Origin of the sequence: Vibrio sp. YT-18 (genome assembly GCF_033337345.1) — a bacterium.
Classification (GTDB): Bacteria; Pseudomonadota; Gammaproteobacteria; order Enterobacterales; family Vibrionaceae; genus Vibrio; species Vibrio alginolyticus.
Genome location: NZ_JAWOQO010000027.1, coordinates 30719 through 51658, shown reverse-complemented (window position 1 = coordinate 51658; position 20940 = coordinate 30719). Strand labels below are relative to the sequence as shown.

The 20940-nt window shown below is 45.5% G+C and carries 16 protein-coding genes and 1 pseudogene; 11 read left to right on the top strand and 6 right to left on the bottom strand.

Annotated features, from left to right (window positions below; translation table 11 throughout):
- The 4 genes and pseudogenes from R7M72_RS22685 to R7M72_RS22670 form a co-directional block, all read left to right on the top strand.
- Positions 1 to 71: pseudogene (locus R7M72_RS22685) on the top strand (elongation factor Tu); the annotation flags it as partial.
- A 331-nt stretch (positions 72 to 402) separates the two neighbouring features.
- Positions 403 to 591: a (2Fe-2S)-binding protein gene (locus R7M72_RS22680; protein WP_005381360.1), complete on the top strand. Its 189-nt coding sequence runs from the start codon at positions 403 to 405 to the stop codon at positions 589 to 591.
- Positions 592 to 684: 93 nt separating this feature from the next.
- Positions 685 to 1161 carry a bacterioferritin gene (gene bfr / locus R7M72_RS22675; RefSeq protein ID WP_005381359.1) on the top strand — a complete coding sequence of 159 codons (477 nt, stop codon included), beginning with the start codon at positions 685 to 687 and terminating at the stop codon, positions 1159 to 1161.
- Positions 1162 to 1367: 206 nt separating this feature from the next.
- Complete coding sequence (locus tag R7M72_RS22670; protein WP_005381358.1) at positions 1368 to 2645, top strand: malic enzyme-like NAD(P)-binding protein; 1278 nt, start codon at positions 1368 to 1370, stop codon at positions 2643 to 2645.
- Between the two features lie 113 nt (positions 2646 to 2758).
- On the opposite strand, the gene metJ is transcribed toward R7M72_RS22670, so the two are convergent.
- Entirely contained in the window at positions 2759 to 3079 is a 321-nt protein-coding gene (metJ, locus tag R7M72_RS22665; RefSeq protein ID WP_005381353.1) for a met regulon transcriptional regulator MetJ, read from the bottom strand.
- Between the two features lie 225 nt (positions 3080 to 3304).
- Between metJ and R7M72_RS22660 the strand changes: the two genes are divergently transcribed.
- From R7M72_RS22660 to metF, 3 genes are all read left to right on the top strand, one after another.
- On the top strand, positions 3305 to 4465 hold the full coding sequence (locus R7M72_RS22660; RefSeq protein WP_017633522.1) for an O-succinylhomoserine (thiol)-lyase: 1161 nt from the start codon (positions 3305 to 3307) through the stop codon (positions 4463 to 4465).
- 15 nt (positions 4466 to 4480) lie between these two features.
- Positions 4481 to 6889 (top strand): bifunctional aspartate kinase/homoserine dehydrogenase II, encoded by a 2409-nt coding sequence (locus R7M72_RS22655; protein ID WP_171343379.1) that lies wholly within the window; start codon positions 4481 to 4483, stop codon positions 6887 to 6889.
- Between the two features lie 262 nt (positions 6890 to 7151).
- Complete coding sequence (gene metF / locus R7M72_RS22650; protein ID WP_005381345.1) at positions 7152 to 8054, top strand: methylenetetrahydrofolate reductase; 903 nt, start codon at positions 7152 to 7154, stop codon at positions 8052 to 8054.
- 70 nt (positions 8055 to 8124) lie between these two features.
- On the opposite strand, the gene R7M72_RS22645 is transcribed toward metF, so the two are convergent.
- From R7M72_RS22645 to argE, 3 genes are all read right to left on the bottom strand, one after another.
- Positions 8125 to 8664: a PadR family transcriptional regulator gene (locus R7M72_RS22645; protein ID WP_005382791.1), complete on the bottom strand. Its 540-nt coding sequence runs from the start codon at positions 8662 to 8664 to the stop codon at positions 8125 to 8127.
- Positions 8665 to 9089: 425 nt separating this feature from the next.
- A complete protein-coding gene (ppc, locus tag R7M72_RS22640; RefSeq protein WP_005381336.1) occupies positions 9090 to 11723 on the bottom strand; it encodes a phosphoenolpyruvate carboxylase in 2634 nt (877 codons plus the stop codon).
- 271 nt (positions 11724 to 11994) lie between these two features.
- Positions 11995 to 13131 (bottom strand): acetylornithine deacetylase, encoded by a 1137-nt coding sequence (argE, locus tag R7M72_RS22635; protein ID WP_054577261.1) that lies wholly within the window; start codon positions 13129 to 13131, stop codon positions 11995 to 11997.
- 144 nt (positions 13132 to 13275) lie between these two features.
- On the opposite strand from argE, the gene argC reads away from it, so the two are divergent.
- The 4 genes from argC (at position 13276) to argH (ending at position 18509) form a co-directional block, all read left to right on the top strand.
- Complete coding sequence (argC, locus tag R7M72_RS22630) at positions 13276 to 14280, top strand: N-acetyl-gamma-glutamyl-phosphate reductase (protein WP_017633525.1); 1005 nt, start codon at positions 13276 to 13278, stop codon at positions 14278 to 14280.
- A 21-nt stretch (positions 14281 to 14301) separates the two neighbouring features.
- Positions 14302 to 15093 carry an acetylglutamate kinase gene (argB, locus tag R7M72_RS22625; protein ID WP_005381333.1) on the top strand — a complete coding sequence of 264 codons (792 nt, stop codon included), beginning with the start codon at positions 14302 to 14304 and terminating at the stop codon, positions 15091 to 15093.
- An 84-nt stretch (positions 15094 to 15177) separates the two neighbouring features.
- Positions 15178 to 16392: an argininosuccinate synthase gene (locus R7M72_RS22620; RefSeq protein ID WP_005381332.1), complete on the top strand. Its 1215-nt coding sequence runs from the start codon at positions 15178 to 15180 to the stop codon at positions 16390 to 16392.
- 242 nt (positions 16393 to 16634) lie between these two features.
- On the top strand, positions 16635 to 18509 hold the full coding sequence (gene argH, locus R7M72_RS22615) for an argininosuccinate lyase (protein WP_170897639.1): 1875 nt from the start codon (positions 16635 to 16637) through the stop codon (positions 18507 to 18509).
- Between the two features lie 194 nt (positions 18510 to 18703).
- Here the strand turns inward: argH and R7M72_RS22610 are convergent, their stop codons facing one another.
- Together R7M72_RS22610 and R7M72_RS22605 are read right to left on the bottom strand one after the other, a co-directional pair.
- On the bottom strand, positions 18704 to 18985 hold the full coding sequence (locus R7M72_RS22610; protein ID WP_025768083.1) for a DUF3624 domain-containing protein: 282 nt from the start codon (positions 18983 to 18985) through the stop codon (positions 18704 to 18706).
- Positions 18986 to 19358: 373 nt separating this feature from the next.
- Positions 19359 to 20831 (bottom strand): dihydrolipoyl dehydrogenase, encoded by a 1473-nt coding sequence (locus tag R7M72_RS22605; protein WP_054702247.1) that lies wholly within the window; start codon positions 20829 to 20831, stop codon positions 19359 to 19361.
- Between the last annotated feature and the right edge of the window lie 109 nt (positions 20832 to 20940).

Genomic DNA, 20940 nt, shown 5'->3' with positions numbered 1-20940 from the left:
GTCTACGTTTCGCGATCCGTGAAGGTGGCCGTACAGTAGGTGCTGGTGTTGTTGCTAAGATCTTCGACTAATTCATAACGAATTAAACGAAATCTTGCACTGTTCTTCTTTTTGAAGAAAGCGCATCGAAAAGGGAAGCTTAGGCTTCCCTTTTTCATTTCTAGATTACATTTAGTTATAAGTGTTGAAATAAAAGACGTCACTTTTTCGATTTAAAAACAGAGTTTTACCGACTTTATTTCTTAACGCTTTTACTCACCCCTCTTAACCCTTTGATCTTTTCCTGCAGCGGTAAAATCGTTATAACCAAATATTCTGAGCGGACACCATAATGCGACTGGTAACAAGAACTATTCTTGTTTATATTGTTTGTCACAGATTAGTTTTATAGGTTTTTTGAGTATGTACGTTTGTCTTTGCCATGGTGTCTCCGACAAAAAAATCAGGAAGTTGGCGATAGATGAAGGCGTAACAGATATTAAAGGAATCAAAAAGTGCACGGCATTGGGCAGCCAATGTGGTAAGTGCATCAGACAGGCCAAGGAAATTTTAGCGGAAACTAGTTACACGGAATTTAAACAAGCCAGCTAATTGCTGTAAGTATGCAGTAATTATTTGCCTTACATTTTGACACCTTCTCATTTGCTTCTACATTTAAATGAAGCCAAAGAGGAGGGTTTTGTCATGAAAGGCGATCCAATCATCATTCAACATCTCAATAAAGTGCTCGGTAACGAGCTCGTCGCTATTAATCAGTATTTTCTTCATGCCCGAATGTATAAAGACTGGGGCTTAAAGCACCTAGCAGACAAGGAATATCACGAATCTATCGATGAGATGAAGCATGCCGATCATCTAATTGAGCGTATTTTGTTCCTTGAAGGCTTACCGAACCTACAAGATTTAGGTAAGTTGATGATTGGTGAAGATACCAAGGAAATGCTCGAGTGTGACTTAAAGCTTGAAATGGCGGCTATTCCAGATTTAAAAGATGCGATTGCCTACGCTGAAGACATTCGAGATTATGTGTCTCGAGATCTCTTCCAAGATATTCTTGAAGATGAAGAAGAACATGTTGATTGGCTAGAGACGCAACTTGGCTTGATTGAAATGTCTGGTATTGAGAATTATCTCCAAGCGCAATACGTGGACGAAGAGTAACGATACTTTCTGAGTTTGCATACTCCAATAATAGTAAGAAGAAAGAGCACCTGACTCGAAAATCGGGTGCTTAACCCCGTTATCTGGTCTAATCTCTTTTATTATCGGCTTTTTAAGGATATTGCTCGCAATCTTGCCTATGAAGTTTGATTTCTATCCGATAGAATTTATGCCCCCTTACCTAAAAATAAAAAAGAGAAACGTCCATGTCTGAAGACAACCACCAAGCAGCCACTCCAGAAGAAGAACATCGCCAAAAAGCATTGGATTACCATGCTTATCCAACTCCAGGAAAGATTGCTGTCGAACTGACAAAGCCTGCGGAAACGGCGGGTGATCTTGCCCTTGCATACAGCCCTGGTGTTGCAGAGCCAGTGCGTGAAATCGCACAAAACCCGGATAACGTGTACAAGTACACTGCAAAAGGGAACATGGTTGCTGTTATTTCTAACGGTACCGCTATTCTAGGTCTAGGTAACCTAGGTCCACTTGCATCTAAGCCTGTGATGGAAGGTAAAGCGTTACTGTTTAAGCGTTTTGCTGGTCTTGACTCTATTGATATTGAAGTTAAGCACCGCACGATCGATGAATTTGTGGATACTGTTGCGAGCATTGCAGACACTTTTGGCGGTATCAACCTTGAAGATATTAAAGCACCAGACTGTTTTGAGATTGAAAAACGTTTGATTGAGCGTTGTGATGTACCAGTATTCCACGATGATCAACATGGTACTGCTATTGTAACGGCAGCGGGTATGCTGAATGCAATCGAACTTCAAGGTAAGAAACTTGAAGATTCAACAATTGTTTGTCTTGGCGCTGGCGCTGCCGCTGTAGCGTGTATGGAGCTTCTGATCAAATGCGGTGCAATGCGCGAAAAAATCTACATGCTAGATCGCAAAGGTGTGATTCACACTCGTCGTGATGACCTTAATGAATATAAGCAGTTATTTGCGAACAATACAGATAAGCGCACACTAGAAGACGTAATTGAAGGTGCAGATCTGTTCCTAGGTGTATCTGGTCCAAACCTGTTGCCAGCGGAAGCGTTGAAGTTGATGGCTGATAAGCCAATCGTATTCGCATGTTCTAACCCGGATCCTGAAATCAAGCCGGAACTTGCTCACGCAGTTCGTGATGACTTGATCATGGGTACTGGCCGTAGTGATTATCCTAACCAAGTTAACAACGTATTGTGTTTCCCATTCATTTTCCGTGGTGCTCTTGATGTGCGTGCAAGTGAAATCAATGATGAAATGAAACTTGCAGCCGTTGAGGCGATTCGCGAGCTAGCAAAAGAGCCTGTACCTGAAGCCGTATTGAAGGCTGCCGGTGTTGATAAGCTAGAGTTTGGTGCGGACTATATTATTCCAAAACCAATGGATTCACGTTTGCTACCACGTGTTGCAAAAGCGGTTGCTCAGGCGGCGGTTAATTCAGGTGTAGCTCGTATCGAGATGCCTGAAAACTACATGGCAGAGTAATATATCTTTCAGATGTGATACACAAAAAATGGGACGCTATTGCGTCCCATTTTTTATGTCATCCATTTGGCTCGAGGCAAGAGTTATTACCTGAAACCTTTTATCAGGCTTTTTTATTCTTCGTCGAATGACTCAAATTCGATGCCCATTTCCGTCATCAGCGCTTTTACTTCTGTTGGAATATCATCAGGACGGTCTTTACGAAGGTCTTCATCTGTCGGAAGTGGCTGACCTGTGTACGCGTGCAAAAATGCCTCGCATAGCAATTCGCTATTGGTTGCATGGCGTAAGTTATTGATCTGACGGCGAGTACGCTCATCAGTTAGCACCTTTAAAACTTTTAGCGGGATAGAGACGGTAATTTTTTTTACTTGTTCGCTTTTTTTGCCGTGCTCTGCATATGGGCTAATGTATTCGCCATTCCAGTCAGCCATTGCACACCTTCATTTATGTAATCGGTTAAAAATAATTTAGGTGCTGATTTTAGCTGCATTTACCGCCATAAGCAAAGACATATAGACGTCTAGAAGTGTTGACGTCTCATTTTTTGACGAGTAAAGTGAACATAACAGCAAAGGAAGCGTGTTGATCACTTTATGTTACTCATTAGATATAGCGCATTCCTATTTAGAAGTCATTACCCGTGAAAGGATACACCCATGAGCACTCGCAAACCTGCGACCATTGCAGTACGCACTGGTATTGAATCAGACAGCCAATATCATGCTGTCGTTCCACCTATTTATCTTTCCACTAACTATGGTTTTCCTGCTTTTGGTGAAGTGCCCAAGTATGATTACACACGATCTGGTAATCCAAACCGCGGACTGTTGGAAAGTGCGCTATCTGAACTTGAGTCTGGAAAAGGAGCGGTTGTTACTAACTGCGGTACGTCGGCATTAAATTTATGGGTTTCCGCTTTTCTCGGCCCAGATGATCTCATTATTGCTCCTCACGATTGTTATGGTGGTACCTATCGTCTTTTTAATACCCGAGCTAACAAAGGCGATTTTAAGGTTCAGTTTGTCGATCAATCAGACGAACAGGCTTTAGATGCTGCATTGGCACAAAAACCAAAACTCATTTTGCTAGAAACTCCGTCAAACCCTCTGGTTCGCGTAGTGGATATTGCAGCTACTTGTGAAAAAGCGAAACAAGTCGGCGCGTTAGTTGCGGTGGACAATACCTTTTTGACACCCGTGTACCAAAAACCTTTAGAGCTAGGTGCGGATTTTGTTATCCACTCCACAACAAAGTACATCAACGGTCATTCGGACGTAATTGGTGGGGTAATCATCACCAACACAGAAGCGCATGCAGAAGAGCTTGCATGGTGGGGCAATTGTATTGGTGCAACGGGCACACCTTTCGATAGTTACATGACACTGCGAGGTATTCGTACGCTTGGTGCTCGTATGAGAGTACATGAAGAGAGCTCACAGCAGGTACTAGCTTACCTACAGAAACAAGCGTTAGTTAAAACTATCTATCATCCAAGCCTGCCGGAACATCCAGGTCACGACATTGCTAAAAAGCAGCAAACGGGCTTTGGCTCTATGTTGAGTTTTGAGTTTGCTGGTTCGTTTGAGCAGTTAAAGGTGTTTGTGAAAGAGCTCCAACTGTTTTCATTAGCAGAGTCATTAGGTGGTGTAGAAAGTTTGATTTGCCACCCAGCATCCATGACGCACCGTGCAATGGGTGAGGAGGCGCTGGCGGAGGCTGGGGTCTCTCATCAACTATTACGTTTGTCTGTCGGTTTGGAAGATGCACAAGACCTCATCACAGATTTAGAACAAGCGTTCGCTAAAGCTACCCAGTAATAGGAGACGATAACAATGACTGTACAACGTCAGCTGCATAAGTTTGGTGGCAGTAGCTTAGCAAACCCAGAATGCTACTTACGCGTTGTGGGTATTCTCAAGGAGTATTCGACAGAAAATGATCTGGTGGTCGTCTCTGCTGCAGGAAAAACCACTAACCGCTTGATTGAGTTTTTGGAAGGGTTAAATAAAGATGGCCGAATTGCGCATGAAGCGCTTCAAAGCTTAAGACAGTTTCAAACTGAGCTAATAGAAAGCTTGTTGGAGAGTGAAACAAAAGAAGAGCTGTTAGCTTTATTACATGATGAGTTCAGTACTCTCTCGGAGCTGACTGCACCACTCACTAATGCGCAAAAAGCCGCGGTACTGGGGCACGGAGAAGTATGGTCTGCTCGCCTATTGGCCGCGTTATTATCTCAACGTTCTATCCCTGCGGTTGCACAAGATGCACGAGCGTTTTTACGTGCAGAAGCGGGAACTCAACCAGAGGTTGATCGCGCTCGTTCATACCCTTTAATTAAAGAGATCCTCGCGCAGCATAACCATAAACGTGTGGTAATTACTGGCTTTATGGCTCAGAACGAGGCAGGAGAAACCATTCTACTTGGTCGTAACGGCTCTGACTATTCTGCAACGGTCATAGGCGCGCTTGCTGAAGTCAGTACTGTCACGATTTGGAGTGATGTTGCTGGTGTCTATAGTGCCGATCCACGTTTGGTGTCTGACGCTTGTTTATTACCGTTACTTCGATTGGATGAAGCCAGTGAACTTGCTCGCTTAGCTGCCCCAGTGCTACACAGTCGTACGCTTCAGCCTGTGGCGCAAAGTACCATGGACCTTAATCTCAAGTGTAGCTATCTGCCAGAGTCGGGTTCTACTCGTATTGAGCGTGTATTGGCATCTGGTCGTGGCGCTAAAATTATTACTTCACTGGATGATGTTTTATTGGTGCAGTTGTCTTTCATGCATGGGCACGACTTCGAAAAAACACAGAGTGATGTATTACAAGCGTTGCAGCGCGCGCAATTAGAGCCATTGGCATTTGAAGCTCAATCCGATCAGCATACGCTACGCTTGGCTTACACCGCAGAAATCGCCGGTGGTGCATTGAAACACTTGCAAGAGCTTGCGGTAGAGGCAGAAATTAAGCTAAAAGAAGGTTACTCGCTCTTAGCTGCGGTAGGTGCAGGCGTTACGAAAAACGCCAATCATTGCTTTGGCTTTTATCAGAAGCTAAAGCACTCTCCGGTAGAATTTATCTCTGAAACAGACTCAGGGCTGAGCCTAGTCGCTGTTTTGCGCCGTACTGATACCGAGGCGTTGGTTCAAACGATTCATAGCCAGTTGTTCCAAGCGCAAAAACGCGTGGCAGTGGCTTTATGTGGCAAGGGTAATATTGGTTCTAGTTGGCTAAATTTATTTGCTACGCAAAAAAGTGAGCTCGAAAAACGTCATGGTATGAGCTTTGATCTTGTCGCGGTTGTGGATAGCCAAACCTATTGGTTCGATGAGCAAGGTATTGAGGCGGCGAGTGTTGCTGAACGATTTGATGATGAAAGCATAGCAAACAATGGGGATTGGCTGGCACGTTTGGGAGCGCTTAAAAGCTATGATGAAGCCGTCGTGCTTGATGTTACCGCGAGTAAAGAGTTAGCTCAGCGCTACGTAGAAATCGCACAGCAAGGCATTCATTTGATTTCCGCTAACAAAGTGGCCGGTTCCGCAGATAGTCAGTACTACCATCAGGTTCAAGATGCATTCGCTAAAATTGGTCGTCATTGGCTATACAACGCAACGGTTGGTGCTGGGTTACCGATAAACCATACCGTGCGAGATCTTCGTGAAAGTGGGGATGAAATCGTCGCTCTATCGGGGATTTTCTCGGGGACGTTATCATGGCTGTTCCAACAGTTTGATGGTTCTGTGCCATTTAATGATTTAGTCGATCTTGCTTGGCAGCAAGGGTTAACCGAACCTGACCCTCGTTCTGATTTAGATGGCTCCGATGTAATGCGTAAGTTAGTCATCTTGGCTCGAGAGTCGGGCCTAGATATAGAACCAGACAGCGTTAAAGTTGAGTCTTTGGTGCCAGAAGAATTAAGAGAACTGAGCTTAGATGATTTCTTCGATAATGGAGCGTTGTTGAGTGAAATACTTCAAGAGCGTCTGACAAAAGCACAGAGAAACGATCAAGTGCTTCGCTATGTGGCGCGTTTAGAAAAAAATGGTAAAGCAACGGTGGGAGTCGAAGCGTTATCTCGTGAGCACGCGCTCGCCAACTTATTGCCATGCGATAACATTTTTGCCATAGAGAGCAAGTGGTACAAAGATAACCCTCTGGTCATTCGAGGACCAGGCGCAGGCAGAGAAGTGACAGCCGGCGCTATTCAATCCGACCTCAACCGATTGGCTGGTTTATTTTAAAGTTGCGATTGACCTAAAAACCCTGGAATTAATCCAGGGTTTTTTATTCCCCTATCAGTGCCATACTGAAGTCATAACCCGTGCAAAATGGTGAGATGATGCTCGAGTAGAAACTTGAACTATCTTCATTATTAACGTGAGAAAAATTCATAATTACAAGGTTGACATTAAATCGTATTCAATACATTCTGTAGACATATAGACGTCTAAACGTCGATTTTAAGGATTTGTTTTCGTGGCGGAGTGCCGCAGGGAGAGTAAGATGGGATATACGCACGCAGGCCATATCGACGCCTTGAACCAGAATATTGCTGAGTTATCAGATAACATCAATGTATCGTTTGAGTTTTTTCCGCCAAGCAGCGCTAAGATGGAAGAAACACTTTGGAATTCAGTGCACCGTCTTAAAACGCTTCAACCTAAATTTGTTTCTGTGACTTACGGTGCGAACTCCGGCGAGCGTGACAGAACACACTCCATCATTAAAGAAATTAAAGCCACAACCGGATTGGTTGCCGCTCCCCATCTCACTTGTATTGATGCGACTCGTGAAGAGTTGATTAATATTGCCGATGATTATTGGAACAATGGTATTGAAAATATCGTCGCTCTGCGTGGTGATATTCCTCCAGGTGGCGGTGCGCCTGATATGTATGCCTCGGATTTGGTTGAGCTGCTGAAATCACGCCACGATTTCGATATCTCCGTTGCTGCATTCCCTGAGGTTCACCCTGAAGCTAAAAGCGCTCAGTCTGACTTATTGAACCTAAAACGTAAGGTAGATGCAGGTGCAAACCGTGCTATTACTCAGTTCTTTTTTGACGTTGAGTCTTACCTGCGATTCCGTGACCGTTGTGTCGCAGCAGGAATTGACGTAGAAATTGTGCCAGGAATTTTGCCTGTATCGAACTTTAAGCAAGCTTCTCGCTTTGCGGCACAGAACAACGTGAAAGTACCAGGATGGATGAGCAAACAATTCGATGGTTTGGATGATGATCCGGTGACTCGCCAGCTTGTAGGAGCTAGCCAAGCTATTGATATGGTGCGTGTACTGAGTCGTGAAGGGGTTAAGGACTTTCACTTCTACACACTAAACCGTGCAGAGATGACTTACGCGTTATGCCATACGTTGGGTGTTCGTCCTCGCGCAGTAGTCGGTGCGTAAATCTGGTTTCAAAAAGATAAAAGGCTTGCCAAGTGGCAAGCCTTTTTCGTTTTATCAAAGCAAAAGGAGTTTAACCAATCACTTCAAGTTCAGTTAGAACTTCTTCTGCCCAAGTGATCCAAGTTTCACGTAACAGAAGGTTACGGCGAAGCGTTAGACGTTCTAGGCGAGCTTGTTTATCTAAAGTTGACGGCGTTGCGTAGTAAGCCGCTTCAATTTCTTTGTAGTGAGAAACCAGTTTGCGAGACTCTTCAACTAGCTCGGCGAGTTGGTCACGGAATGGAGCTGCAGGTTGAACGGCACATGCCATCAATTTCGCTGAAAACTCATCACGAACTGTTGGGTGTGCAGTTGGTTGATCAAACCACTCTCCTAAAGCGCTGCGACCAGCGTCTGTAATGGAGTAAACCTTGCGGTCTGGTTTGCCTTCTTGGGGTTCTAATACGCAAGTAACCAGTTCTTTCTCAGCCATTTTGTTGAGTTCACGGTACACCTGTTGGTGGCTTGCTTTCCAGAAGTAACCGATGCTAGCAGAGAATTCTTTAGTGATATCGTAACCGGTTGCGTCGCGAGTGCTAAGAACAGTTAAGATTACGTGTGGTAATGACATGTCTTCAATCCAAATGGTCAATAAACTTGTAAACAAGCTACTTATACTTTCAGCTGCGCTCTTACTGGCACTTGAGTTTTTTAATGTATAAGTAGCACCAACAATGTTGGTCCTGTCACCTTAAAGCCGTTTATCACCTAGAGAGATGGGGAGTCCCATCAAGGCTGGAGCAGGTATGATTGGATTTATGAGCTCTCAGCAGGCAAGTAGTATATAAATAATAAGCATGAAGTGGAATAGTAGGACAAAATTACCCTAAAAAACTAACATAATAATCAATAGTGTTAACTTGTGGTTTTTTATTCTTTTATTTTGGTATTTTTTGGGTCTCTAGTGGTGTATTTAACTGCTTTTGTTTTGTTGCGATTATCCTGTGATAAAAAAAAGCTGAGCATTTGCCCAGCTTTTTATTAAAAATGAAACGATTAGCCTGTGTTGCGCATACCAGCAGCAATACCAGCAATCGTCACCATCAACGCTTCTTCCAAGTTTGCAGAAGCTTCTTCGGTTTGACGCGTGCGGTATAGTAGCTCTGCTTGTAGCATATTCAATGGCTCAACGTAGATATTGCGTAAGCGAATCGACTCGAGTCCCCAAGGGTCATGCTGCATCAAGTTTTCATTGTTCTCTACATTCAGTACCGCTTTGATGTCTTCTTGAAGCTGAGCACGAAGCTTTTCACCGAGTGGACGGAGCGACTCATCCACCAATCGCTCATCGTAGTAGCGAGAGATATCAATATTACACTTCGAGTACACCATTTCCAGCATGCCGAGACGAGTTGAGAAAAATGGCCATTCGCGGCACATCTCTTCGAGCAATGCTTGGTGGCCTTTATCGATCGAGTATTGAATCGCTTCACCTGCGCCTAGCCATGCAGGAAGTACCAAACGGTTTTGACTCCATGAGAAGATCCACGGGATTGCACGTAAGCTTTCTACTCCGCCCTTAGGGTTGCGTTTTGCAGGACGAGAACCAAGTGGCAACTTGCCGAGTTCGAGTTCTGGTGTTGCTTGGCGGAAGTAAGGCACGAAATCTGGCTCGCCACGAACCACATTTCGGTAAGACTCACAGCTTACTTCTGATAGCACTTCCATCAAGTCGCGCCATTCTTGTTTTGGCTCTGGTGGCGGTAACAAGTTGGCCTCCAGAATCGCACTTGCGTATAGGTTAAAGCTGTTTACTGCGACATCTGGGAGCCCCAGTTTAAAGCGGATCATCTCGCCTTGTTCTGTTACACGTAAACCGCCTTTCAAGCTTTTTGGTGGTTGCGACAAAAGCGCAGCATGCGCAGGTGCACCACCGCGACCGACTGTGCCCCCACGACCATGGAATAGAGTTAGCTCAACGCCTTCTTCCTCAGCCACTTTAACTAACGATTCCATCGCATGATACTGAGCCCAACCAGCAGACATAACACCTGCATCTTTCGCTGAGTCAGAGTAACCAATCATGACCATCTGGTGGTTTTGGATAAAACCACGGTAAAGGTCAATCCCCATAAGCTGCTTGATGACCGATTCTGCGTTGTTCAAATCGTCTAGCGTTTCGAACAGAGGACACACATCCATGCGGTAAGGGCAACCCGCTTCTTGTAGCAGTAGATGAACGGCTAGTACGTCAGAGGCGGTACGTGCCATTGAAATAACGTAAGCGCCAAACGCTTCACGCGGTTGTGCTGCAACAATCTTGCAGGTATCCAAAACCTCTTTGACGGGTTCAGACGGTTCCCAATCACGAGGGAGAAGCGGACGTTTAGATGCAAGCTCGTTAGTTAGAAAAGCAATCTTATCTTGCTCACTCCATTGTTCGTAATCACCAATACCTAAGTAGCGAGTTAGTTCAGACAAGACGTCTGAGTGACGCGTGCTCTCTTGGCGGATATCAAGACGTACAAGATGGATACCAAATGCTTTTACGCGGCGTAGTGTATCCAGTAGTGAGCCGTTGGCTATTACACCCATGCCACATTCGTTTAGTGACTGGTAGCAGGCATACAGCGGTTCCCAAAGTTGCTCGACTTTTTGCAGTGGTGCTTTAACAGCCAGCTTTTGACCGTGGATCTTAGCATCGAGAATATCTTTGGTTTCATTGAGCAGAGTGCGTAATTGCTTCAGGATCGCACGGTATGGTTCGTGCTGATCTTCGCCAGCAAGTTCACGGACTTGATCGTTTGAAACTGTCATAGACAGCTCGCTGATCAACTCGTTGATGTCATTGAGATAAAGATCGGCGGCTTTCCAACGAGACAATAGTAAGACTTCACGCGTAACGTTGTGAGTAACAAACGGGTTACCGTCACGGTCACCGCCCATCCAAGAGGAGAAGTGCACTGGGCGAGCATCAATGGGTAAACCTTCTCCAAGGTAAGATTTTAGACGGTCATTCATCTCACGTAGGAAGTCCGGTACTGCTTCCCATAGAGAGTTTTCAACGACCGCAAAGCCCCACTTTGCTTCATCCAACGGAGTAGGGCGTTGTTGTCGAATCACGTCTGAATGCCAGCCTTGGGCAATCAGTTGCTCTAGGCGGCGTTCGGTTTTTCTGCGCTCTTTAGAAGAAAGATCGCTTAGCTCCAACTTTGATAAGCACTCGTTTATCTTGACCAGTTTGTTGATCATCGTGCGGCGCGTAATTTCTGTTGGGTGAGCCGTCAATACCAATTCAATATTCAGATCACGAACCGCTTGGGCAGTGTCCAGTTTGCTCACATCGTTTTGTACCAGTTTAGAAAACAGCGAGTTAATCGCGTCTGGTTCGCAAATGTGCTCTTCACAATGGCGTGAAATCGTGTGGTATTGCTCAGCGATATTGGTGAGGTTTAGAAATTGGTTAAACGCGCGAGTAACGGGCGTTAGCTGCTCATCAGGTAGATGTTTGATTTCTTCGATCAAGCTGTCCCTGTCTGCTTGATTCCCTGCTTGAGCTGATTTGGATAATTTACGAATGGTTTCCACTTTCTCGAAGATTTCTTCGCCATGGGCATCGCGAATGGTGTTACCCAATAAGTGGCCTAACATGCGCACATTACTTTTGAGTGCGGCGTATTTCTCGTTCATTGTCGTCCTGCCTCGTAAAAAAACTACATCCATTGTCCTTGTTAAGACTCCAATCTAGCGAAAAGCACCAGTTATAGTCAAATAAAGCAGACTAAGTTTGCAATTATTCCGCTGTCTCCTGATTTAGAGCAAATTTACGGCAGCCATAGAGTAAAAAGTGAAAATTAATTACAAAATAACAAGTTAAATAAGTGTTAAGACTAGCGCTAAATTGTGAAGATAAAAAGATGCAGCTCAATCGAGCTGCACAGACTTTGAGCTTAAACGCGTATTAACAGCAGTACTTGACCATCGCCTTTGAAAGCACATCAATTGTGGGGGCGATAAAGTCGAAGGATAGAAACTCATCCGGTTGATGGGCTTGGTCGATTGACCCAGGGCCGAGCACCAAGGTTGGACACAACTGCTGTAGAAATGGTGCTTCAGTACAGTAGTTCACGGTTTCTGAACTAGTTTGGCAAATCTCTTCAACACCACCAATAAATGGGTGGTCATGTTGGCATTCGTAACCCGGAATAGGCTCATGCAATGGAATAATCTCCAGTCTCCCTGGCCATTTCGCTTCGACTTCTTTTAATGCTCCGCGCAACATGTTCTCTAAACCATCAAGACTAATGCCGGGAAGAGGACGCACGTCGTAATGCAGTTCGCAGCAACCACAAATACGGTTAGCGCTGTCACCACCATGAATGTGTCCAAGATTTAGGGTTGGGCTTGGAATGGCAAAACCCGGATGGTGATATTCTTTAATCAATTTGTCACGCAGTTGCATCATGGCGAACATGACTTCATGCATGATCTCAATAGCGTTAACGCCAAGCGCTGGGTCCGATGAGTGACCGGACTTGCCTGTTACGCGAATGGCATTTGCCACATGCCCTTTATGACCTCGAATTGGTACAAGGCTGGTGGGTTCACCAATGATGCAGTAATCCGGCTTAAATGGGGCGTTTGCTGTGAAATGTCGCGCGCCCAACATGGTGGTCTCTTCGTCACAAGTGGCTAATACGTAAAGTGGTTTGCTCTGCTTGCTCCAATCGACTTTCTTCACTGCTTCATAAATAAAGGCGAAAAAGCCTTTCATGTCTGCTGTGCCTAAACCGTAGAAGCGGTTGTCTTTTTCCGTCAGTTTATGCGGATCAAAATTCCATCGCCCTTGATCGAATGGCACGGTATCACTATGGCCAGCAAGTAAAAGGCCACCTTCTCCCTCTCCCATACGTGCGATCATATTGTGCTTGCCTGGCTCGACTTCGATCACTTCAACGCTAAAACCCAGATCTTTAAACCAAGATGCGAGTTTTTCGATGACTTTTGCATTGCCCTGATCCCAGCTCGGATCCGTGGAGCTGATAGAAGAGGTGCTGATGAGTCCTTCATAGACCTCTAGAAAAGTTGGTAATTGCATGGATTCTTCAAATCTCCTGTTGACAGACAGACCACAAAAATGTAAAACACATATTAAATCATATTTAATGAATAAAAAATCAAAATAAAGCAAAAATTAAATATGAATAGTCATTTGAGCCTTTAAGTATATGGATGTCACACAATGCTAAAAACCACGATTATTGGAGCCAGCGGTTACACCGGCGCAGAGTTAGCGTTAATGGTTAATAAACACCCACAACTCACGCTATCAGGTTTATACGTTTCCGCCAACAGTGTTGATGCGGGAAAGAGCATCGCGCAGCTACACGGTAAGCTAGCGGGCATCATTGATATGCCAGTTTTACCACTAACGGATCCACTGCAAATCGCTCAAGAATCGGACGTGGTGTTTTTGGCAACGGCTCACGAAGTCAGCCATGATTTAGCCCCAACTTTCTTGGAGGCAGGCTGTCAGGTATTCGATTTATCGGGTGCATTCCGTGTGAAAAGTGAAGGCTTTTACGACACTTTTTATGGCTTCGCACATCAACATAACAACTGGTTAGATAAAGCAGCATACGGCTTAGCAGAGTGGAACCAAGAATCAATAAAAACCACTCCTTTGATTGCAGTAGCAGGTTGCTACCCAACCGCTTCACAGCTTGCAATCAAACCTTTATTAGAACATGCGTTGCTCGATACCAACCAATGGCCAGTGATCAACGCAACCAGTGGTGTATCTGGTGCAGGGCGTAAAGCCTCCATGGTTAACAGCTTCTGTGAAGTGAGCTTGCAACCTTATGGTGTATTTAACCATCGTCACCAGCCAGAGATTGCTCAGCACTTGGGTTGCGATGTGATTTTTACTCCGCACCTCGGCAACTTTAAACGCGGCATTCTTGCCACTATCACCATGAAGCTTGCGCAAGGTGTGACAGAAGCACAAGTGGCACAGGCGTTTGAACAAGCTTATCAAGGCAAGCCTGCGGTGCGTCTTAAAGGCGACGGTATTCCACGTATTCAGGATGTCGAAAATACCCCTTTCTGCGATATCGGCTGGAAGGTACAAGGCGAACACATCATTGTGATTTCAGCTATCGACAACCTACTTAAAGGTGCATCGAGTCAAGCGATGCAATGTCTCAATATTCATTACGGTTACCCAGAACTGACAGCGTTGCTGTAGTCGTTGAAAGAGGGAAATGCGATGACGCAAACCAATCAAGCTCCTTTAGTCATTAAGCTAGGTGGTGCAGCTCTATCATGCACTCAAACCTTAAGCCAACTGTTTGGTGCCATTGCGGCTTACCAAAAATCGGCACAGCGACAAATCGCCATCGTTCATGGCGGTGGCTACCTAGTTGATGAGTTGATGGCAAAGCTTCAGCTTGAAACCGTAAAGAAAAACGGTTTACGCGTAACGCCTTACGATCAAATTCCTGTGATTGCAGGCGCGCTTGCAGGCACTGCGAATAAGTTACTTCAAGGTCAAGCGATTGCGGACGGTCTTAACGCTGTGGGCCTTAGCCTTGCGGATGGTGGTTTGTGTCTTGTTGAAGAACTTGACCCAGAACTCGGCGCGGTAGGCAAAGCATCACCGGGTGACTCAGCACTATTACAAGCGGTGCTAAACACAGGTGCACTGCCGATCATCAGTTCAATTGGTTTAACCAAAGATGGCCAGATGATGAATGTGAATGCTGATCAAGCAGCAGTCGCGGTTGCGGGCGCATTAGATGCGGAGTTAGTCCTGTTATCAGACGTGAGTGGTGTATTAGATGGAAAAGGCCATTTGATCAAAACCCTGTCAGAGCAGCAAGCTAACTCGTTGATCGATGGACATGTGATCACCGATGGCATGATCGTCAAAGTTAAAGCCGCTTTGGAGGCCGCCAATGATCTTGGCCGTCCAATTGAAGTCGCGACCTGGCGTTACCCAGAAAAATTAGCACAGTTATTCGCTGGTGAAAGTATTGGTACTCAATTCTTGCCTCAATAAGCATCAGCAAAAGAATTCAATATTAGGAAGTCGTAGTTGGCACTGACCGCCGAGCGCAGCGCCAGTTAAGTTTGGAGAAAAAACATGAGCAAAGTGAACGTAAATAAAGTGGTAGTCGCATACTCAGGCGGTCTAGATACTTCAGTAATTATCCCGTGGCTAAAAGAGAACTACGACTGTGAAGTAGTGGCTTTCGTTGCCGATGTTGGTCAAGGTGCCGAAGAGCTAGAAGGCATTGAAGCGAAAGCAAAAGCCTCTGGTGCTTCTGAGTGCTACATCGCTGACTTGAAAGAAGAAATGGTCGCAGACTACATTTACCCAACGCTAAAAACCGGCGCGTACTACGAAGGTAAGTACCTGCTAGGTACATCAATGGCGCGTCCAATCATTGCCAAAGCGCAGGTTGAAGTGGCACGTAAAGTGGGCGCGGACGCTCTGTGTCATGGCTGTACAGGTAAAGGTAACGACCAAGTACGTTTTGAAGGCGCATTCGCAGCACTAGCACCGGACTTACAAGTGATTGCACCTTGGCGTGAGTGGGACCTAGTGAGCCGTGAAGAGTGTTTGGATTACCTAGCTGAGCGTAATATTCCTTGCTCTGCGTCTCTTACTAAGATCTATTCACGTGATGCAAACGCATGGCACATTTCGACGGAAGGCGGCGTTTTAGAAGATACGTGGAACGCACCAAACGAAGACTGCTGGGTGTGGACTGTCGACCCAGAGCAAGCGCCAAATGAAGCGGAATACGTCACGCTGAAAGTAGAAAAAGGTGAAGTGGTCGAAGTTGATGGTGAAGTGATGACACCATATAACGCACTGGTTTACCTAAACGAGAAGGGCGCTAAGCACGGTGTTGGCCGTATCGATATCGTGGAAAACCGTCTTGTTGGGATGAAGTCTCGTGGTTGTTATGAAACACCGGGAGGCACCATCATGATGGAAGCGCTGCGTGCTGTAGAGCAGCTTGTGCTAGACAAATCATCATTCGAATTCCGTGAGGAGCTAGGTCTAAAAGCGTCTCACCTTGTATACGATGGCCGTTGGTTTACGCCACTATGTAAATCGATCCTTGCCGCTTCAGAAGAGCTAGCGCAAGACGTTAACGGTGAAGTGGTTGTTAAGCTCTACAAAGGTCAAGCGACAGTGACGCAAAAACGTTCTGACAACAGCTTGTATTCAGAAGAGTTCGCGACTTTTGGTGAAGATGAAGTGTACGACCAAAGCCATGCAGGTGGTTTCATCCGTCTTTACTCGCTATCAAGCCGTATTCGTGCATTGAACAGCCAGAAGAAATAATCCCTTAACATCCATCTTGGATTGAATAAAGACCCGCCATTTATAGGCGGGTCTTTTGGTTTCTAAAAGCGGGTATCTAAAGTTGGTTTGAATATATATGTAAAAATATTGAATTTATACTTTATTTTTTGTCGAAATTGCCGTAACGTTGACCCATAAGAAAAAGTGAGCAAATGACCATCAAATTGGTTACTACTCATTCGAGAACGTTAAAGTAAGCAATAGTCATCAGGAGAGACGCAATGGCATTATGGGGCGGAAGATTTACCCAAGCGGCAGATACCAGATTTAAAGAGTTCAATGATTCGTTGCGTTTTGACTACCGATTAGCTGAGCAAGACATCGTAGGTTCAATCGCATGGTCTAAAGCTCTGCTTTCTGTTGATGTGCTATCGGCAGAAGAACAGCAAAAACTGGAACTTGCTTTAAATGAGCTGAAGTTAGAAGTGATGGAAGACCCTCACCAAATTCTTCGCTCTGATGCAGAAGATATCCACTCTTGGGTTGAACAGCAGCTAATCAGTAAAGTGGGAGATTTAGGTAAAAAACTCCACACTGGGCGTTCTCGGAATGACCAAGTCGCCACAGACTTGAAACTTTGGTGTCGTCAGCAAGGTCAGCAATTATTGATTGCTTTAGATCGCCTACAAGCACAAATGGTCCATGTTGCTAAACAGCACCAAGGCACCGTATTGCCAGGCTATACTCATCTTCAGCGTGCTCAACCTGTAACCTTTGCTCACTGGTGCTTGGCTTATGTTGAAATGTTCGAGCGTGACTACTCTCGTCTGAATGATGCCTTACAGCGTCTCGACACTTGTCCACTTGGCTCGGGTGCGTTAGCGGGAACGGCTTATCCGATTGATCGCGAACAATTAGCACATAATCTCGGTTTCCTCCGTGCTACGCGTAATTCACTCGATTCGGTTTCAGATCGTGATCATGTGATGGAGCTGATGTCGGTGGCTTCGATTTCTATGCTGCACCTTTCTCGTCTTGCAGAAGATATGATCTTCTACAATTCAGGCGAGTCAAACTTCATTGAGTTAGCGGATACGGTGACATCTGGTTCGTCATTAATGCCACAGAAGAAAAACCCAGATGCACTTGAGTTGATCCGTGGTAAGACAGGGCGTGTCTATGGCGCATTATCGAGCATGATGATGACAGTTAAAGCCTTGCCATTGGCGTACAACAAAGACATGCAGGAAGATAAAGAAGGGTTGTTTGACGCTTTAGATACATGGAACGACTGCATGGAAATGGCAGCTCTGTGTTTTGACGGTATTAAAGTGAATGGCGAGCGCACACTAGAAGCGGCGAAACAAGGTTACGCAAACTCGACGGAGTTAGCTGATTACCTAGTTGCGAAAGGCATCCCATTCCGTGAAGCTCACCACATCGTCGGTGTCGCGGTCGTTGGTGCTATTGCTAAAGGTTGTGCGTTAGAAGAACTGTCCCTCGAAGAGTTAAAAGCCTTCTCAGAAGTCATTGAAGCGGATGTGTATGACATTCTGACTATCGATTCGTGTTTGGAAAAGCGTTGTGCTTTGGGTGGTGTTTCGCCTCACCAGGTCGCTTACGCGGTAGAACAAGCGGATAAGCGCCTGAGCCAGCGTGACAGCTCGGCGGTGAAAGTGCGTCCTGCACGTTTGACGGACATTGAAACGTTGGAAGGTATGGTTGCTTACTGGGCGAACCTTGGTGAGAATCTTCCGCGCTCTCGTAATGAGCTCGTGAGAGATATTGGCTCTTTCGCGGTGGCTGAGCATCATGGTGAAGTGACGGGTTGCGCTTCTCTATATGTGTATGACTCAGGGTTGGCTGAAATACGCTCTCTTGGTATCGAAGCGGGCTGGCAAGGCCAAGGGCAGGGCAGTGCGATTGTGAACTATTTGGTTGAGAAAGCGCGCCAGATGGCGATCAAGAAAGTCTTTGTTCTAACGCGAACGCCTGAGTTCTTTATGAAGCAAAGCTTTTTACCGACATCGAAGTCATTACTGCCGGAGAAAGTTCTGAAAGATTGCGATCAGTGCCCACGTCAACATGCATGTGATGAGGTAGCGCTTGAGATCAATTTAATGGAGCAAGTGATCCAAAAAACGCATGTGGCATGAACTGAAGTTGTGGAGTGATTTTATTAGCATTCAATGACATAGTCATTTTCCTGTTTACTTACATCAGTATTCGCTAAAAAAATCGAAAAAATTTGGAACCTTTGAGAGGAAGCCCGGTCTATTAAAGTACCACTGCTTTTTCTTAGAAGAATCTAAGAGAGCCCCAGAACTGACATTGGTTTTGGGGCTTTTTTCTATCTGTCACTTTTCTCTTTTTTATTGGCCTTTTTTTGTCCCTTTCGACGTTGCCAAGGCAAGATGACAAAACGCATCCATAAGTGTAGAAACAACAAAACGTTGAAAGCGAAGCCGGCAAAGATCAAAGCGATCGACTCGATGCTTTGTGGATCATCTTTGAGCGTAAACCACCACACAATCCAACACAGTACAGAAAGTACCGTCAATTGATCCAAGCATCGTTGGCAACGTCCAAGTTTTTTCCAAAACCAATGTTCTTCGCAGCGGCGACAAGTCATAGTGTTTTCCAAACCATTAGTGTTGCTTCAGATTATATATCTAACTATATGGTGGAAAGCGTTTCTTGTACCGGACTTAGAGCGCTATGACACAACCAAAAATGGAAAGTTAGCTTTGTAAAAGCTTTGTGGCACGTAATTGATGTATGGTGCTCTGTCAGTCTTTAACAGGAAATATAATGATGTCGACAGAGTTGAAACTTGCGCTGAGTATCGCTGGTGGGTTCTTTATGATCGGTGTTGTCGCGATTTGTATGGTCAGTCGCTATGCAATGATGGCAGCGTAAGAGAGATTTCATTGCGCCAAAGTAGTAAAGCAAAGCCTCGTTGATGACGAGGCTTTGCTTTATATTTAGATAGAAGCCTGAAAGCGTTAGCAGCCTGGGCCGCAGTCAAGACAATGTTTCACCATTTCTGGCCCTAAGTGTAGTTTTGCATTCAAATCACGTAGAGCAGTGCGGACGCCTTCTTCAATCACTGGGTGATAGAAGGGCATATCTAACATCTCAGAAATCGTCATCCTATTTTGGTGCGCCCACGCTAAAAGGTGCGCAAGATGCTCTGCATTCGGGCCCATCATTTCTGCACCTAAAAAACGTCCAGTGCCTTGCTCTCCGTAGACATGCAGAATACCTTTATTACGAAGCATGACGCGCGAACGTCCTTGATTTTCAAACGAGACTTCACCGGTTGCGAAACATCCACATGTGCCTAGACGTGTTTCTAGTTGTTTATATGTTTCGCCAACCATAGCAATTTGAGGGTCGGAGAACACGGCTGAAATTGGTGAGCGACGCAGACCCGCACGAATATCTGGGAAACGGCCTGCGTTGTCTCCAGCAATACGGCCTTGGTCAGCGGCTTCGTGCAGCAGTGGAATTTGGTTACTTGCATCACCTGCAATGAAGATGCTCTCTACCGAAGTTTGCAATGTATAGTGATCCGCCGTTGGTACGCCACGTTCATCGAGAGCCACATTGGTGTTCTCGATCGCCAGCTTATCGACGTTTGGACGACGACCCGTTGCGGCCAATACGTAATCGACAACGAAAGTTTCTAATTCGCCATCATGGTTGATGAATTGGATTTCGACCTTGTCTTCGCCGTCATTGTCTGATGAAGCAATGCGTTTCATGCTTTCGACTTTTACATCTGCATCAAGGTAGAACTCTTCCTTAAAGGCTTTATCTGCATACGCCATCACCTCTGGGTCTGTCAGTGGGCCCACTTGTCCTCCAAGGCCAAAGAGCTTCACGTTCACCCCTAGGCGGTGTAAAGCCTGACCCAATTCAAGGCCGATGACTCCTGGGCCAAATACTGCCACGGACTCTGGTAAGTCATCCCAGTCAAATACATCATCGTTAATCACTAGGCGATCACCCAGTTCATTCCAAGCTGCCGGATATGCTGGACGAGATCCTGTCGCAATAACAATGCGCTGTGCGGTGACCTGAGTATGATCATCTATGATGAGAGTGTGGTCATCGGCAAACTTCGCGTAGCCCGATAGTTTGTCTTCAGCGGGAATATCATCGACACTTTCAAGCACAAAGCCAACAAAACGATCGCGTTCGCGCTTTACACGATCCATAACTTCTTGTCCGTTAATTCGTACTTCACCTTGCGGGTGTATCCCAAATCCAGGTGCTTTTTCGATTTGATGAACACTTTCTGCTGCCGCAATTAACAGCTTAGACGGCATGCATCCGACACGAGCACAGGTTGTTCCGTAGGGACCGCCCTCAATCATTACCACGCTGTTGGTATGAGCTTTTGCTGCTCGATAAGCACCAAGACCAGCCGTACCGCCACCAATAATCGCTACGTCGACATTTACTTGTTTCATCGTGAACTCTCGCTTTTGTTTTAAGCCAAGCTAGCTACATTGAGCTTGGAGAGTGAATTGGATAGTTGAATCTGGATAAGTAGTCACCTTATTGGCAGATGACTACTTA